Below are 16,639 nucleotides of genomic sequence, written 5' to 3'. Positions count from 1 at the left end.
TTTTTTTGTTATTGTCATCAGTACTTTGGGATGTCCTCATATTGTCTTACATACTCGCTTTCAGTCTTGTCAAAAGTAATGGTCTGACTGTCACCGGCATAAACCATACCTAACTCCTGTGTAGCAACACGATAGATATTATCAAGATCCAGCGAAGTATCAATGCTGTTCTGAAGAGCATCATTGCTGGACTTAAGCTTGTCAAGCTGCTGCTTCATGCTTTCTATCGAAGAAATACTGGTATTGATCTGTGTCTGTAAGCGAATATAAGAAAAGCAGAACATCAGGGTGCATGCAAGTGCCGCACACATCATAACAAGAGCTGTGGCATCCATGGTATCAGACTTGTTTCTTAATCTTTCCTGCTGAGCCCTGTACTGTTTCTCGCTCTCCTTAAGTATCTTATTTCTTTCCTCTTCTTTTCTCCTTCTGCGCTGATTATGTCTCTCTATCTGTTCTCTGGTCAGTGTTTTACGAACCACATTACCATCTACATAAGTTCCGGCTGTTCTTGATGCCGACATAGCATCCGCTCGTCTTCTTGCCATCACTTGTCCTCCCCTGTATATGAACGGTAATATCACGATGCGTCTACGAATAAATGTGTTTTCAATAATGAAATCATGGCCTCAGGTTGCCCCTCGGCCATTTCTCATTTTAAGGCTTGCTCCTATCCTATACAGGTTTCCCAGGTATGACCAATCCAATGTACCGGACCTGTATGTCCCCATCGGAGCAAATGCTTCTGTGTCAACCAACGCTGTAAACGTGATGTTTCCCAAGTTGTCTTTTATGTTTCAGAGTCAAATACCTAACCCTTCCATCAAGTCTCCTCGACCTTGCCCTCAGGGTATTTGATTTACGACTCCAAATGTCTTTCGAAAATACGGAGCTTTGCGCTCTTGGATCTGGAGTTCTCCGCAAGCTCCTGATCGCTCGGAAGTATGGGCTTCCTTGTTATGACCTTACCCTTTGACTTCCTTCCGCAGGTGCAGATAGGAAATTCCGGAGGGCAGATACATGGCTTTTCGGCTGTACGGAATTTGTTCTTCACTATCCTGTCCTCCAGTGAGTGGAAAGTGATGATGCAAAGTCTTCCGCCATCCGAAAGCGAATCTATCATCTTATCTATTGATTCTTCAAGAACATCCAGCTCTCTGTTAAGCTCGATACGTATAGCCTGAAATGTTCTCTTTGCGGGATGTCCTGATGTTGCGCGGACTCTTGCAGGTATGGCACCTGAAATGATATCCGACAGCTCAAGAGTAGTCTCGATGCGTTTATTCTCACGATACTTGCATATATGTTTAGCAATGTTCTGGGCGAATCTGTCTTCTCCATAGTTCTTTATCATATGGAAAAGCTGTGACTCGGTGTAGTCATTAACGATATCCGCAGCGGTCACCGGATTCCTGTCATCCATTCTCATATCAAGGGGTGCGTCTGCCCTGTAGCTGAAGCCCCTCTCAGCAGTATCAAGCTGATAACTTGAAACTCCGAGATCAAGGTAGATTCCGTCAACCTTATCTATACCGAGATCACCGAGAACCTTGTCTATCTGTTCGTAATTGCTTCGAACGATGGTGATCTTCTGCTGATGCTCCTTAAGTCTTTCTGTGGCTGCCGCAATCGCATCCTTATCCTGATCGATACCTATGAATCTGCCATTTTCCGAAAGCCTGCTGCACACAAGAGATGCATGTCCGCCGCCTCCAAGAGTTCCGTCCACATAGATGCCGTCCGGTTTTATATTGAGTCCATCTACTGTTTCATTTAAAAGAACGGAATAATGCTTAAACATCAGATACCAAGGCCTTCCCAATCAGCTTCAAGAGCTTCTTCATCGTCAAAATTGTACTTTTCGTTGTAAAGATCTGCGTTCCAGATCTCGATGTGATCACCCACACCCAGTAAAGTGATATCCCTGTCAAGTCCCGCTTTTTCACGGAGAACCTGAGGAATAAGTATTCTTCCCTGCTTATCAAGCTCGCAGGTGTTGGCAGAACCAAGCAAAAATCTCTTTAATGATCTTGCTTTCTCGTTTGTCATTGGCAGAGCATTAAGCTTGTCTTCAAGAGCTTCCCACTCTTTGGATGCATACATTGCGAGGCAGCCGTCCAGACTTCTGGTTACCGTAAACTCCATTCCGAGCTGGTCCCTGAACTTGGCCGGGATTATCAATCTGCCCTTAGCATCTAAGTTGTGGTGATATTCCCCTGTAAACGACATACCCTTTTCTACCACTTTCTACCACTTTCTACCACTTCTATAATTATAATGCCTTTTTTTATAATGAGTGTCAAGATAAGATACCGTAATAATGAGCTTTGTTCGGGTAAAAAAATCAGGGTATTTTTTACATTATTTTTATACATTTTTATATTTTATTTTTAATGATTTTCTCTGTATTTTATAAAAAATATCCTTATTTTCTGCGGGCTAATCCCTGTATTTAATGATTTGGGAATGATGGTTCCATCACTGTGCAGAGGGATCCATGTAAGAATAGTATTCTCTTTAAAAGCAGAATACCGATAGAGAAAAGTGGTGGTAGGAATTCCCACTTTTTAACCACATTTTGGGAATCCCCACCACCGAATAATTATAAATCATACAATATCGTTAAAATTTAAGTTTTTACTCCATTAAAAAAAGCTGCACCCAATGGGCACAGCTCTGTATAATTCATATTTTTTACATAAGTATCATGAAGCACGTAAGTACGCTTTTGCGGCCTGAGAGTGGGGAATATGGAAGAATCGTGCGCTCCAAGCCAAAAGATTTATACAGACTTTTGACACTCTCGTCATATCGCTCCGAAAATCAGACATTGAATCTGAACTCTACTACATCTCCGTCCTGCATAACGTACTCCTTGCCTTCCATACGCATGAGACCTTTCTCACGGGCTGCTGATGTGGAGCCGCAATCAAGGAGATCCTGGTAATTTATGACCTCAGCCTTGATGAAACCTCTCTCAAAATCAGAGTGAATCTTTCCGGCTGCCTGAGGAGCCTTTGTTCCCACCTTGATGGTCCATGCTCTTGTTTCCTTCTCACCTGCAGTAAGGAAAGACATGAGACCAAGGAGACTGTAAGATGCACGAACGATCTTATCGAGACCTGACTCTGTCATGCCCAGACTCTCAAGATACTCTGCTTTTTCATCATCCTCAAGTTCAGCGATTTCTTCCTCGATCTGAGCACTGATAACGAATACTCCGGAGTTGTTGGTCTTGGCATACTCACGAACCTTCTGAACGTATTCATTGGACTCTCCGTCATCCGCAACGGAATCCTCATCAACATTGGCAGCATAGATAACAGGCTTTCTTGTGAGGAGATCAAGAGAATCAACGAAAGCATTCTTATCATCATCCCCTGCATCAAAGGAAATGGCAAGCTTGTCTGACTCAAGGTGATCATGAAGCTCTGAAAGAATCGCATACTCCGCCTTCGCATCCTTATCGTTATTTGCGAGCTTCTTTGTCTTTGCCATACGTCTGTCAAGAAGATCAAGATCAGAGAAGATAAGCTCCAGATTGATGGTCTCTATATCTCTGATAGGGTCAACAGAACCATCTACGTGTACGATATTGCTGTCATCAAAGCAGCGAACCACGTGTACGATGGCGTCAGTCTCTCTAATGTTTGAAAGGAACTGGTTTCCGAGACCCTCACCCTTTGAAGCTCCCTTAACGAGACCTGCGATATCAACAAACTGAATGACTGCAGGAGTGATCTTCTGTGAGCTGTAAAGAGCTGCAAGCTTGTCGAGACGCTCATCTGGTACCGCAACCACACCTACATTAGGCTCGATGGTACAGAATGGATAGTTGGCTGACTCTGCGCCGGCCTTGGTTATTGCATTGAAAAGAGTTGACTTGCCGACATTGGGCAAACCTACGATGCCTAGTTTCATAATCTATATATCTCCTTTTAAAAAGCTTGATCTTACGTGCTTTGTTCGACCTTTAATTCTTGACGGGCACCATAATGAGCACCACGATACAGAAATCGTTGCTACTATAGCATATATTTTACGAAGATAAAAGTACGTATATTCTAACCGGTTATATGTATGTATATTCTTTCCGGTTATATGAGTTTTTCCAAAATCGAAATTGACAAAGCTTTTGAAAGGGTATATATTTTCGAACCATAAGAGGCAAGGGTGCTTCGGTCAAAACCGAAGCGCCCTTTTTCTTTACCAATACTTCTGCGCAAGGGTGCGTTTCTTTCGGGAGACGCGCTCTTTTTTTGTTCCTGGCGCAAGAAAATCAAATCGGACAGGAAGTCCGTAAAAACAAGGGGGTAAAATATGACAACTGAAATTTTGGAAGCCATCCACAGTGAAGTGTATGGTGTCTGGTTCCTTATCGGAGCTGCGCTGGTATTCTGGATGCAGGCAGGCTTTGCCATGTGCGAGGCAGGTTTCACCAGAGCAAAGAACTCAGGAAACATCATCATGAAGAACCTTATGGATTTCTGTATAGGAACCGTAATGTGGTTCATCTGCGGCGCTTCACTGATGCTGGGTGAGAACATGCTTGGAGGCTTTGCCGGAAAGTTCTCATTTGATGTATTCAGCAATTACGGTAGTTTTGACTACTCAGGCTTCGTCTTCAACCTTGTATTCTGTGCCACCACCGCAACCATCGTTTCCGGTTCCATGGCAGAGAGAACAAAGTTTTCATCCTACTGTATCTACTCGGCAGTTATCTCCGCAATCATCTATCCTATAGAAGCTCACTGGACATGGGGCGGCGGATTTCTGGCACAGTGGGGCTTCCACGATTATGCAGGTTCCAACTGTATTCACATGGTAGGCGGTATATGCGCCCTCATCGGTGCATGGATGCTTGGACCACGTATCGGCAAGTTCGTTAAGGACAAGGAAGGAAAGATCACAAAAGTCAATGCTTTTCCCGGACATAACCTCGTCATCGCCGCTCTCGGCGTGTTTATCCTCTGGCTCGGCTGGTACGGATTTAACGGCGCTGCCGCTACAGATGTAAGCACACTTGGTTCTGTTTTCCTTACAACAACAGTGGCTCCTGCAGTTGCTACAGTTGTGTGCATGATTTTTACATGGGTAAAGTACGGAAAGCCCGATGTATCGATGTGTCTCAATGCTTCTCTCGCAGGTCTTGTGGCCATCACAGCACCTTGTGACGTAACAGACTGTGCAGGTGCAGCTGTTATCGGTGTTGTTTCCGGAGTACTTGTAGTATTCGGTGTATGGTTCTGTGACAATGTCATCCACGTTGACGATCCTGTCGGTGCCGTTGCGGTTCATATGTTCAACGGTATCTGGGGAACACTTGCCGTAGGTCTTTTCGCTACTGCTTCTGCTCCGGGTTTTGAACTTGCAGGCATCAGGGAAGGTCTTTTCTATGGCGGCGGATTCTACCAGCTCGGAAAGCAGCTTGGCGGAATGGCAGTGACCATAGCCTGGACTGTAGTTACTATCATCATCACTTATTCACTTATTAAAAAATTCAACGGTCTCAGAGTTTCCGAAGAGGAAGAGATCGTAGGTCTTGACAGAAAGGAGCACGGTCTCACAAGTGCTTATGCAGGCTTCTCCATCATGGATATTTCAAACACCATGACCATGGAGGTAAACGAGAACACAAGCCTGGGCTCTGATGATTACGAAGAAGCCAGTGACACTCTTAAGGATGCAGCCGTTAAGGTTGTTAATGCTTTCCCCGATACAGGCATCAGCAAGGTTGTCATCATAGCAAGACTTTCACGTTACGACACTCTCCGTAAGGCTATGAACGACCTCGGTGTTACAGGCATGACTGTTACCCAGGTAATGGGCTGCGGCATCCAGAAGGGCGCAGGCGAGAAGTATCGAGGCGTTGAAGTGGATGCTACTCTTCTTCCCAAGGTAAAGGTCGAAGTCGTTGTGGGCAATATCCCTGTAGAGTCAGTTATAGAGGCCGCTAAGAAAGCTCTTTACACAGGCCACATCGGAGACGGAAAGATCTTCGTATATCCTGTTGAGAAGGTGGTAAAGATAAGAACAGGCGAAGAGGACCTTGCCGCATTACAGGATGTGGAGTGATGAACTCGCATCAGAAAACGACCTGTAGAAACAACGTAACCGACATGCCGGACAGCGATAAAGCTGTCCGGTTTTTTTCCATAAATAACTCTTATTCTGTCGAAAAAAATCCTGCTTCAGGTTCACGGAAATGAGCTTCTATAAATCCCTTCGCATGTCACTCTCATGATGTATAAATCATGCCGTCAACCTGTATGCCCTGTCGGTGAGACGGTCCTCCGGTGAAACCATGGTTTCATTGATTTCCTTCACCATGTCGCAGATGACGGAAAAATCAAGTTCCATTCTGCCCGGCACCAGTATCATCTCATGCTTCGATGATGGGATAACTATAAAGTCTCTTACACCACACTTTTCGGCAAAAGCCTTAATATTCTCTCTATCCAGTATGGCGCTTGCCCCGTAGTACTTTGCCTTGTTCGTGATGACATAAATCTCCTTGTCACTATCTGCCATCATTTCCCGTCTTTGCTCATGGCTAAAGCCCGGCTCCCTGCCGCAGGATTTCATCATATCAAATACCACATCAACTATCGGTTCTATAACTGTATCTTTTTTCAGGTTCTTTTCTGCCTGCTCCCAGACCTCTTCTTCGGATAATTCCGCATGCTTCAGTATGATATCCTTAAGCTTGATGCTTCCCTCAGTACCTTCCAGCCTGACCCTGAGATAAAGATAGCTCTCGAGTCCTTCAAAATCCAGTCTTCGCTTTATAAGCTCTTCCGTGCTTTCTTTTTGAACCGCTATACACACATGAGAAAGTATATAATCACGGTTCAGGATATTTTCGATGTCAATGCTTATCCCCTCATGCTCCGCCGCGATGTTCAGTATCTTATCCGCAATGAGACTTAGCTCTACACCATTCTCCGCATCTTCCAGGAACTTATCCAGATAGATATTGGGAAAACAGTTACCCTTTCCTGTTATGGCTATGGCCTTCCTGGTAACACCGTTTTTGATAACCTCATTCAGTCTCGCATCGTAGCCTCTTTCTGAGATTTCATTAAGTAACCTTTCTTCAGTTGTCATGTTATTTCTCCTTTTGAAAATACTTCGAGCTCCATCCGCTGACAGGTCTATGACTGTTTTCCAAAACCATATTGAAAAGTTCCGGCAATAAGGGTTTATAGCAGAGTATTTTATTGCCTTCCTCTTTACGGTCTAAAAAATTTTAAAAAATCAAATAGTAAAAAAATCCGGAATTTAAAAATGAAGGTTTGAAAAATTGAAATTATAAAGAATAGACATCAAATTATGTCTACGAACAGATATACTTTCCGACGTTGATTGTCGCTAATTAAAATAAATTCATGGTGGAAAATCCGGTCAGAAACCTGTGAAAATATATGAAGTTAATTCTTCGAAAAAGATGGTGGGGGATAATAGAAATATCTCCCTGAGATCGGATCCGTTCCTTCGGATCCCCCCGACTCGTAAATGCATTATACGTAATTATTTATGTTTCAACAAATGAAAAAAGTATAAAAAAGCCCGGGAGCCATTATGATCATATCATTATCCGGCTCCCGGGTTTTCCACAAATACTATTCAGTTATACACGTAAATATTGGATTTCTGATTTCAATCAAAATTACTGATCCCGCGCATTACAACTATTATGATTCTGCTGCTTCCTCACTGCCTTTCTCAGTGTTTTCATCAGCGCTCTTTGCCTTAAGCGCATTAAGTTCTGCACTGAGTGCCGCATCCGGTCCGTTTTTCTTCACCTTGTTAAGATTATAAATGATAAGACCTGCACCGAGCACTGCAAGCAGTCCCGACAGTGCCTGGGAAACAGCTATATTAGTTCCCCAGAGATACAGAGAATCTGTTCGAAGACCCTCTATCCAGAAACGTCCGACTCCATAACACAGAAGATACTGGAAGAAAATCTGTCCTGTGAACTTCTTTTTAGGCGCCATAAGATAAAAGATCACCAGCGTACAGAGATTCCACATGGACTCATAGAAGAAGGTAGGATGAACCTGAATGAACAGATTCTCACCGATCTTAAAGGAATTAAGAAGCACTTCATCATTAAGCATATTGGGATTTACCAGTGCTTCCTTTATACGCATTGCAAGGAAAGAATCCGTAGGTCCTCCGAAGGCTTCCGTGTTGAAGAAATTGCCCCATCTCCCCACACTCTGACCTATAAGAAGTCCCAGGATGGCAGAGTCCATCATGGAAAGCACATTGATCTTACGCACCCGGCAGAAGATGGTACAGCCTATGATGCTGACTATGATTCCTCCGTAAATCGCAAGACCTCCCTGACGTATATTAAGTATCTCATCAATATGCTGTGAGTAGTAATCCCACTCAAAGATCACGTAATAGGCTCTTGCCCCAAGAATGGCAAAGATTACGGTATAAAGGCCCATATCCTGAATGTCATCCACCTTCAGGCCTCTTCTTTTATAGTCCATGCTGGCTATCAAAAAGCCAAGCATCATACCTATTCCGATGATGATTCCATAGTACGCAATCCTGAAACCAAAGACGGAAATGCTGTTATTCAGATGCTCTACCCCCACACCAAGATAGGGAAAATAAATGTCAAAATTATCAGTATTCATCCAAAAGCTGTCCTTTCTCTTCCGGTGTAATATTTAATGTCATTTTCTCTGTACGGATTCTTATCCTACTGCTTTATCGTTTTCCTCACGGATTACATGAGGTTCTTTCCCTCCCGGGTCATTAAGTCAGTCGCAGCCGAAGGCCATCATGTATTGACGCAAAACAGCTTATCAGCCACCACCGCACCGCTGTCCCTAAGCTTAACCGTCATCCTGACAACAGGCTCATCCTGTTCGGAAATGAGGAAACCTGGAGCCATGGCCTCACCATCAAGATCGAAATTTGCTCTGTCCTGAACCGAGGAGGAATCTATACTTTGAACCTCTGTTATCTTCAGTCTGCTCCCGTGAAGCTTATACAGCTTCTCACATACCTCATCCGGTTCATACTGCTTTGTGACTGTCATTTCAGTTTCAAACTCAGGATAGGAGGCAAACATAAGGCAGGTCTTGAAATCTGTCTGCAGTGACAGGTCCGCCGTAAGCGCAGGGATATAGACATTGGCATAATCCTCGTTCCAGTTACTGTAATCCGGATCCTGCCGTTTGTCGGTGAAACCGTAGTACTGTTTCAAAAGCTTTCCGAGATACATGGTGACCTTGAAAGCGCCAACCGCATTGAGATGAGCATTGGCATCCACCAAATCCGTATCGAAATTCACGACTCTTGAACTCAGAAGTCCGTCCTGCCTGTCGTCCTGCATTATGTCAATGACTCTGACCCCAAGCTCTTCCGCAAGCTTCATCACTCTGTTTTCCGCCATCTGATTCTCAACACACGCCGGATATGGAACCCTCATGAAGCAGACCTCCACTCCGGCATCCCGACAGGTACTCACAAAATCTCTTATATAGCTGTCAGCCCCGGAGGAACCCTCCATAGTGATCTCAGGATCCACCCTTTCGATATCATTGGGAACCGCAACACCATATCTTATCTCGGAACCGCAGTATGAATTGAAGAGTCCCTTGTCAAATGACGCTTTGGCAGACTCTTTAGTCACCTCATCCCATCTGCTGTGATACACGGAAAACGGAAAAAACAGCTCCGCCTTCGCCGCTGTGCTCTGCCCCTTCAAAAGATCCTGCACCGCCATGAACTTGGTAACCCCCATAGGATAAGCGTCCATGGAGTAGTGCATGAAACTTATGTCCATATACGGCTGATCGTGGGCATACATGTCATATATATCAAACATGGCAAGCTTTGGCTTGTGATATCTCAGGGACTGTCTCAGAACCCAGTAGGACATTCCCAGAGATGCCGCATGCCCTCCCAGATTATAGCCGGTTATTCCGTAATTGTTCCAAAGCTCCATAGGCTGAATACCGCTCAGTACATGGCTGGAACCGTAGAAAACCACATCATAGTCCTTCTTCTCGGCAAAGAACTTAACATATTTTTTTTGACTCACTCCGCGAGTGGTAAGTTTATCTCCGACATAGACCCCCCCTGCCACCAGAATAAGGATCAAAAGCACGGAGACTGTTCGTTTCCAGATTTTCATTGATTTTTCTCACTAATACTGAAAATATATAAAGCTTGAAGCATCGTATGAGTTGCCCCAGATTCCGAATACAAGGATTATAAGGATGGAAGCCGCGATGATGATCTCTCTGAAAACAATCGGCCTCTCAAGTATCCATTTGCGAATGTCCCCCCCGTGATACTTGACATAATCGCTGAAAATCAGAATGACTATACAGATTATGAGAAGCCAGAAGTTTTTCTCATTAAGTCCAAGCTCATATACCTTTGACAGGCTGAACTCCATAAGTCCAAAGTCCGACTTCACCTTTTCAATCATCATAAAGGCATCCTTTAAACCTGCCGCCCTGAAAAACAGCCAGGCAAAATCAATGAGAACAAAGGTGATAAGTATCCTTATAAGCTTAAGAATGCTCATCTTCACAGCATTGAAACTGAGTTCATCTTCTCCAATCCTGATTCCGAAAAGTCCGGTCCTGAGATGTCCTCTTCTGGCCTCCTCTGTCTGCCAGCTGGCCCGGCCGGAAGAAAGTCTGAGGGATGACCTTATATCCTCATCCGAGTACTCTCCATCCCTGTCCTCTTCAAAATCCTCCTGCTTTTTCCCTGCGACACTCTTTTCCCAGGGAGTAACCACATCGGTGATAGGCGCAATGGATGAATATATCTTCATACTGCCTCCCATGGCCGGATTCTTCTTCAGACTGAGAACATCCTTATCGAAGCCGAATATCCTGAGAATAAGCGTTCTTACAGGTGTCAGGATACCGCCGATTATCTGGTAAAGGCCGTTCAGTCCGCCCCATGCCACATAGCTCCACTGACTGCCGTGCCATAGTCCGCTTACCATGAACACCACCATAACATTAAAGTACCGTCTCAGGAAATTGCAGCGGCTTCCGCCTAATGGAAAATAAAGGTAATCTCTGAACCATCCCGACAATGAAATGTGCCAGCGTCTCCAGAAATCCTGAACAGAAACACTGAAATAAGGGCAGTCAAAATTCTTCATAAACCGGATGCCCAGCATATTGGCAGTGCCGGCGGCTATGATGGAATAGCCGCAGAAATCACAGTATATCTCGAAGGCATAGATCACCGTCGCAAGGACAATGGTCCATCCGTAAAGCTCATGATAGTTCTGATAGACAAAGTTCACAAGTATCGCTGCTCTGTCCGCGATGACGAGCTTAAGGAAAAAGCCCCAAAGCATCAGCATAAAGCCCGAGCACACCCTGTTCCAGTCAAATTCCCTCGGTCTCGAATACTGAGGGATAAGCGCAGGAGCCCGCCCTATGGGGCCTGCCAGAATGGAAGGAAAGAAGCTGACGAACAGTGCATATCTCAGGAAGTTCTTCTCAGAAGGAATCTCTTCTCTGTAAACATCTATGAGATACCCTGCTGCCTGAAATGTAAAAAATGAGATACCCACCGGCATCACTACATCGAAATGATCGAACTCTGCCAAAATTCCTATCCGGCTTAAAAGCTTTGCTGCATTTACCGCAAGAAAATCCGTGTACTTATAAAAACAAAGCAATCCGAAAACTATAAACAGCACCAGTCCGAGAATCGCCCTTTTCTTTTTTTCCTTGCCCGAAACCACACCGGTTTTGATATTTCTGCGTCTCTTACTTACCTTAGAATCAAAGTCAGCGGAAATTCTGCCATACTCATCGGGGTCTCCCCATGAGGCATGGGAATCCTTTCCGATCAGGAGACCCGCTATATAGGTGAGAATGGTGACGCCCAGCAGAAGCAGCCCGTATTTCGGATTCCAGCTCATATAGAACCAGTAGCTTGAAAAAAGAAGCCATAAATTTTGAAACCCCTTCGGAACCGCATAATAAGCGATGAGCACGATGGGGAAGAACAAAAGAAATCCCAACGAATTAAAAATCATAAATACTCCTAATTGTTTGCCGGATTGTTTTCAAACCCGCAAAGTTTCTAAAAGAGCATACTCATCAGAAACATTTCTGTTTTATCTGCTCCGATGATTACTCGATTTTTCCTTCCAGAATCTTTATGAAATCCTCTTCAGTCACTATAGGAACCCCCAGTTCCTTTGCTTTTTTATTCTTGCCGGAGGTGGATGTGATATCATTGTTCACAAGATACGCCGTCTTTGCGGAAACAGATCCTGCAGCTCTTCCTCCCGCACGCTCTATGAGCTCCTGCAGCTCCTTACGATTCGAGAAGTGAGTTAGGCTTCCGGTGATTACAACCGACATTCCTTCCAGGGTCTTCGGTGTGTCCTCCGGGGACTCCTGCAGTTTTATGTCAAGCTCCCTGAGAAGTTCTGTAAGTTCAGACATCTTCTCCGAATCCTTAAAGTATCTGACTATATTCTCTGCCAGAACCTGACCTATTCCATCTATTTCAAGAAGGGTCTCAACATCCGCAGTTTTAAGCTTTTCTATATCATCCCCAAAGTAACGGCACAGCATCCTGGCATTGGCAAGACCTATTCCCGCGATTCCGAGACCGTAGACCACTCTGTAAAGCTCGGTGTGACTTGACTTTTCGGCTGCCTGAATGAGATTTTCATAGCTCTTTTCGCCGAATCCCTCCATGGCAATGATCTCACTTCTGAATCTGTCAAGATGGAAGATATCACTGTACTTATGTATGAATCCATGTCCTATGAATTTTTCCAATGTCTGCTCACTGAGTCCGTCAACATTAAGAGCATCACGGCTTACGAACAGAGAGAAGTTCTTGAGCTTTTTAGCAGGACACTCGGGATTCGGACAGTACAGGAATTTCGTCTCATTCTCCGACTTTATCTCAGTCTCATGTCCGCAGGCTGGACACATCTTTGCAGGCCTAAGATTTCCCGACCTTGTGAGATTGTCTGCTATCTGGGGAATGATCATATTGGCTTTATAAACCGTGATTCTGTCTCCGATGCCAAGATCCATATCCTCACAATAGGAAATATTGTGAAGGCTTGCCCTGGTGACTGTAGTTCCCTCCAGTTCCACAGCATCGAAGATGGCCACAGGATTAATAAGTCCTGTTCGGCTTGGTGACCACTCCACCTCACGGAGCGTGGTTTCAGCCTGCTCGTCGCTCCACTTGAAGGCAATGGCATTTCTCGGGAACTTGGCAGTACGTCCGAGACTGATTCCGTAAGCTATGTCATCATAAATAAGCACCAGTCCGTCTGACGGGAAATCGTTAGTCTTTATCTCCTCGGAAAACCACTTGACAGTTTCACCGATATTATCTTTATCAACACGCTTATAGTCAACAGTATCAAAGCCCTGGGCCTTCATGAAGAGGTACTGGGCTTCAATTGAATTTGAGAAATCCACAGACTCCCCATTTTCATCCACAGCACTCACAAGGGCAAAGGCCATGAGATTTACATGTCGGGATCTGGTAACATTGGCATCCAGCTGACGCACGGAGCCGGAACAGAGATTTCTCGGATTCTTGTATTTCGCATCCGCATCGGAGATGGAGTCATTGATCTTCTCAAACTCTGAATAGGTAATGATAGCCTCGCCTCTCAGCACCATCTCACCCTTGAAACCTATCCTTGTGGGAACGTTATCAAAAGCCATGGCATTCTGAGTGATGACCTCTCCTATCTCCCCGTTTCCTCTTGTAACCGCCTTCTTAAGCTCACCGTCACTATATGTGAGCACTACCGTGAGACCATCCATCTTCCAGCTGAGAAGACCTTCCTTGTCCCCGAGCCATGCAGCAAGATCATCCACTGACTTGGTCTTATCAAGAGATAGCATGGGGCTGTTGTGACGCTCCTTGGGAAGCTCTGAAAGAACCTCAAAGCCGACTCTCTGTGTAGGTGAACCGCTGAGCACAACACCTGTTTCCTTTTCAAGAGTCTCAAGTTCATCATAGAGACGGTCATACTCGAAATTGGACATGATCTCATTGCCCTCTTGATAATAGACTCTGGCAGCCTCATTAAGAGTCTTTACCAGTTCCTTCATGCGTGTTGTATCACTATTCTGATTATTATTCTGAGGCTTCACTTCAGCCATGCTTCACCTTCCTCATATGTAAGTTCACTTAATTCTATCTCTCTGTACTGTCCCGGTTTAAGACCGTGAAGAGTCAGATTCATGATCCTTATGCGTTTAAGCTTTTTTACGTTGTATCCGAAAGCCGCGCACATCCTTCTTATCTGACGGTTAAGTCCCTGAGTGATGACTATGTGGAACTCATGCTGTCTTCTGTTTGGTGCCAATGTCATATCCTGCCATACTTCACAGGGACGTGTAGTTACGTCAAGCTCCCTGAGATACACTCCGTCAGCCAGCTTATCAAGGAACTCCCTGGTGAGAACCTTGTCAGTGGTTACCACATATTCCTTCTCATGATAATTTCTGGCACGGTTTATACGGTTTACCAGATCTCCCTGATTGGTGAGAAGTATGAGTCCCTCAGACTCCTTATCCAGTCTTCCGATAGGATAAATTCTGCAATGATACTTTATGGCATCTATTATATTCGGCGCCCTGTCCTTGTCCGAAGTTGTGCAGACAATTCCACGGGGCTTGTAGTAAGCAAGCAGCACAGGTTCCGGCTTGTCATAATCCCTGCCGTCCTTTGAAATCTGCTCACCGTATCTTTGACTCATCTTTCTTGACTCAGTCTCCAGAAGGTACATTTCCTCCGGATTCTTTGCATTGGCCTTTAGGGCATGGGGATTTACACAGGTTCCGTCAAGCTCTATGGAATCAGCTTCTGTAACCTGTTGTCCCATTTCCACGGGTTTTCCGTTTACGGTGATGCGTCCGGCCTCCACCAGGCGGTCAGCCTCTCTGCGGGAACAAACCCCAAGTTCCGATAATCTCTTGTTAATTCTCATCTATTCCTCCATGGAACTATTTCTGAAATCCGCGAAGAAACATGCATCTCCGAAGCTGAAGAAACGGTACTTCTCCCTTACTGCTTCGTTATAGGCATTGAGCACATGCTCCCTTCCGGCAAATGCCGACACCAGCATGACAAGGGTAGACTCCGGAAGATGGAAGTTGGTGATGAGAGCATCCATGCACTTGAACTTATATCCCGGATAGATAAAGATGCTTGTCCAGCCGGATGTGGCCGGGATGGTACCGTCAGGAAGGGCCGCAGATTCAATGGTTCTGCAGGAAGTTGTACCTGTACAGATAACTCTTCCTCCCTCCGCATGTGTCCTGTTTATCTTGTCAGCCTCAGACTGCTCAATGATATAGAACTCACTGTGCATGTGATGCTCCTCGATCTTGTCAGCCTTTACAGGTCTGAAAGTTCCGAGACCAACATGCAGAGTAACATGAGCAATCTCAACTCCCTTATCCTTTACCGCCTGAAGAAGCTCTTTTGTCCAATGCAGACCTGCGGTAGGCGCGGCGGCTGAACCGTCATTTTTAGCATATACCGTATTGTATCGCTCCCTCTCCTTTAACTGATGATGGATGTAAGGCGGAATAGGCATTTCTCCAAGCTTATCCAGAACCTCTTCCCAGATACCTTCAAACTCGAAACGGATGATACGGTTTCCGTCATCTATTGTATCGATGACCTCTCCCTTCAGGAGTCCTTCACCAAAGCTGACTCTTGCGCCGTTTCTCATCTTCTTTCCGGGCTTAACGAGACACTCCCAGTCAGTTGCAGACTTTCTCTGTAAAAGAAGAACCTCAATATGGGCTCCTGTCTCTTCCTTTACCCCGTGAAGTCTTGCCGGAATAACTTTTGTGTCATTGATAACAAGACAGTCCCCCTTGTGAAGATAGTTGATGATATCATAAAAATGCTTATGCTCTATATTTCCTGTGTTCTTATCCACAAGAAGAAGTCTTGAATCCGAGCGCTTCTCCAGCGGATCCTGTGCTATAAGCTCTTCCGGTAAATCATAATAAAAGTCTTTTGTTTCCATTTTATCTTATAAATCTCTACTTTCTATCTATATTACAATTTAAACTCTGTTCTTAACCATCAGAATAATGAAATTACCCTTTCTGACAGTTTATTTGCCATTTAGCAAATACCGTTTATTATATAACACATATTACTTTCTTTCCATAACTAAAATCCCCATCTGCATCTGCAAATGGGGATCCATGAATATTTCGACATCTCAGTCATCAAATTCCAGTTTGTTGTTTTTTATAAGCCGAAGCATGATATCCGCAATATTCGGATCGAACTGCTTGCCTTTTCCGTTTTCTATTTCTTCGATAACCCGCTCCCTTGAAAGCCTCTTTCTGTATACTCTGTCGGAATTCATGGCATCATAGGAATCTGCCACACATATGATCCTTGCAATAAGGGGTATGTCCTCTCCTGCCCTTCCCTCAGGATAACCTCTTCCATCATATCTTTCATGATGGTACAATGCACCTTCTTCCACATTTTTCAGGCTCTTAAAGTGCTTAAGTATGGCTCCGCCCCGCTCGGTATGAGATTTAATGACCTTAAACTCATCATCCGTCAGCCTGTCGGGTTTACCTAGAATAAGGGTTCCGCCGTC

General features: G+C 44.7%; 13 protein-coding genes. 1 reads left to right on the top strand and 12 read right to left on the bottom strand.

The window, feature by feature from the left end:
- Nucleotides 1-17: 17 nt before the first annotated feature.
- The 4 genes from T515_RS05720 to ychF all read right to left on the bottom strand — a co-directional run bounded on the left by T515_RS05720 (nucleotide 18) and on the right by ychF (nucleotide 3,921).
- Nucleotides 18-548: a hypothetical protein gene (locus T515_RS05720; RefSeq protein WP_051671485.1), complete on the bottom strand. Its 531-nt coding sequence runs from the start codon at nucleotides 546-548 to the stop codon at nucleotides 18-20.
- 311 nt (nucleotides 549-859) lie between these two features.
- A complete protein-coding gene (gene rsmH / locus T515_RS05715) occupies nucleotides 860-1,801 on the bottom strand; it encodes a 16S rRNA (cytosine(1402)-N(4))-methyltransferase RsmH (RefSeq protein ID WP_330372642.1) in 942 nt (313 codons plus the stop codon).
- The gene (gene mraZ / locus T515_RS05710; protein ID WP_036608955.1) at nucleotides 1,801-2,229 is read right to left on the bottom strand and encodes a division/cell wall cluster transcriptional repressor MraZ; all 429 of its coding nucleotides are present in this window, start codon (nucleotides 2,227-2,229) and stop codon (nucleotides 1,801-1,803) included. The genes rsmH and mraZ overlap by 1 nt, the downstream gene beginning before the upstream one ends.
- 594 nt (nucleotides 2,230-2,823) lie before the next feature.
- A complete protein-coding gene (ychF, locus tag T515_RS05705) occupies nucleotides 2,824-3,921 on the bottom strand; it encodes a redox-regulated ATPase YchF (RefSeq protein WP_036608701.1) in 1,098 nt (365 codons plus the stop codon).
- Between the two features lie 399 nt (nucleotides 3,922-4,320).
- Here ychF and T515_RS05700 point away from each other — a divergent pair, with 399 nt between their 5' ends.
- Nucleotides 4,321-6,075 (top strand): ammonium transporter, encoded by a 1,755-nt coding sequence (locus T515_RS05700; protein WP_051671484.1) that lies wholly within the window; start codon nucleotides 4,321-4,323, stop codon nucleotides 6,073-6,075.
- A 177-nt stretch (nucleotides 6,076-6,252) separates the two neighbouring features.
- On the opposite strand, the gene T515_RS05695 is transcribed toward T515_RS05700, so the two are convergent.
- From T515_RS05695 to T515_RS18185, 8 genes are all read right to left on the bottom strand, one after another.
- Complete coding sequence (locus T515_RS05695) at nucleotides 6,253-7,107, bottom strand: DUF5688 family protein (RefSeq protein WP_036608699.1); 855 nt, start codon at nucleotides 7,105-7,107, stop codon at nucleotides 6,253-6,255.
- Between the two features lie 587 nt (nucleotides 7,108-7,694).
- Nucleotides 7,695-8,657, bottom strand: coding sequence for a prolipoprotein diacylglyceryl transferase (lgt, locus tag T515_RS05690; protein ID WP_081832687.1), 963 nt, complete (start codon nucleotides 8,655-8,657; stop codon nucleotides 7,695-7,697).
- Between the two features lie 146 nt (nucleotides 8,658-8,803).
- The gene (locus tag T515_RS05685; protein WP_036608697.1) at nucleotides 8,804-10,165 is read right to left on the bottom strand and encodes a hypothetical protein; all 1,362 of its coding nucleotides are present in this window, start codon (nucleotides 10,163-10,165) and stop codon (nucleotides 8,804-8,806) included.
- A gap of 12 nt (nucleotides 10,166-10,177) precedes the next feature.
- Complete coding sequence (locus tag T515_RS16450) at nucleotides 10,178-12,049, bottom strand: MBOAT family O-acyltransferase (RefSeq protein ID WP_051671483.1); 1,872 nt, start codon at nucleotides 12,047-12,049, stop codon at nucleotides 10,178-10,180.
- Nucleotides 12,050-12,146: 97 nt separating this feature from the next.
- A complete protein-coding gene (gene ligA, locus T515_RS05675; RefSeq protein ID WP_051671482.1) occupies nucleotides 12,147-14,162 on the bottom strand; it encodes an NAD-dependent DNA ligase LigA in 2,016 nt (671 codons plus the stop codon).
- Nucleotides 14,150-14,992, bottom strand: a complete 843-nt coding sequence (locus T515_RS05670; RefSeq protein ID WP_036608695.1) for a pseudouridine synthase — start codon at nucleotides 14,990-14,992, stop codon at nucleotides 14,150-14,152. Before T515_RS05670 ends, ligA begins: the two co-directional genes overlap by 13 nt.
- On the bottom strand, nucleotides 14,993-16,045 hold the full coding sequence (queA, locus tag T515_RS05665) for a tRNA preQ1(34) S-adenosylmethionine ribosyltransferase-isomerase QueA (protein WP_036608693.1): 1,053 nt from the start codon (nucleotides 16,043-16,045) through the stop codon (nucleotides 14,993-14,995). It lies immediately after the preceding gene.
- A gap of 201 nt (nucleotides 16,046-16,246) precedes the next feature.
- Entirely contained in the window at nucleotides 16,247-16,603 is a 357-nt protein-coding gene (locus tag T515_RS18185) for an HD-GYP domain-containing protein (RefSeq protein ID WP_278245408.1), read from the bottom strand.
- Nucleotides 16,604-16,639: the final 36 nt, after the last annotated feature.

The organism is Oribacterium sp. P6A1 (assembly GCF_000702885.1).
Taxonomy (GTDB): domain Bacteria; phylum Bacillota; class Clostridia; order Lachnospirales; family Lachnospiraceae; genus Oribacterium.
Note: the sequence above shows the minus strand (reverse complement) of the source record. Positions and strands in the feature narration are given on the sequence as shown.

Coding starts and splice junctions, on each gene's coding strand:
- ychF (WP_036608701.1), bottom strand. CDS start 3,921: ATGAAACTAGGCATCGTAGGTTTGCCCAATGTCGGCAAGTCAACTCTT.
- T515_RS16450 (WP_051671483.1), bottom strand. CDS start 12,049: ATGATTTTTAATTCGTTGGGATTTCTTTTGTTCTTCCCCATCGTGCTC.
- lgt (WP_081832687.1), bottom strand. CDS start 8,657: ATGAATACTGATAATTTTGACATTTATTTTCCCTATCTTGGTGTGGGG.
- ligA (WP_051671482.1), bottom strand. CDS start 14,162: ATGGCTGAAGTGAAGCCTCAGAATAATAATCAGAATAGTGATACAACA.
- T515_RS05700 (WP_051671484.1), top strand. CDS start 4,321: ATGACAACTGAAATTTTGGAAGCCATCCACAGTGAAGTGTATGGTGTC.
- mraZ (WP_036608955.1), bottom strand. CDS start 2,229: ATGTCGTTTACAGGGGAATATCACCACAACTTAGATGCTAAGGGCAGA.
- T515_RS05695 (WP_036608699.1), bottom strand. CDS start 7,107: ATGACAACTGAAGAAAGGTTACTTAATGAAATCTCAGAAAGAGGCTAC.
- T515_RS05720 (WP_051671485.1), bottom strand. CDS start 548: ATGGCAAGAAGACGAGCGGATGCTATGTCGGCATCAAGAACAGCCGGA.
- T515_RS05685 (WP_036608697.1), bottom strand. CDS start 10,165: ATGAAAATCTGGAAACGAACAGTCTCCGTGCTTTTGATCCTTATTCTG.
- rsmH (WP_330372642.1), bottom strand. CDS start 1,801: ATGTTTAAGCATTATTCCGTTCTTTTAAATGAAACAGTAGATGGACTC.
- T515_RS05670 (WP_036608695.1), bottom strand. CDS start 14,992: ATGAGAATTAACAAGAGATTATCGGAACTTGGGGTTTGTTCCCGCAGA.
- queA (WP_036608693.1), bottom strand. CDS start 16,045: ATGGAAACAAAAGACTTTTATTATGATTTACCGGAAGAGCTTATAGCA.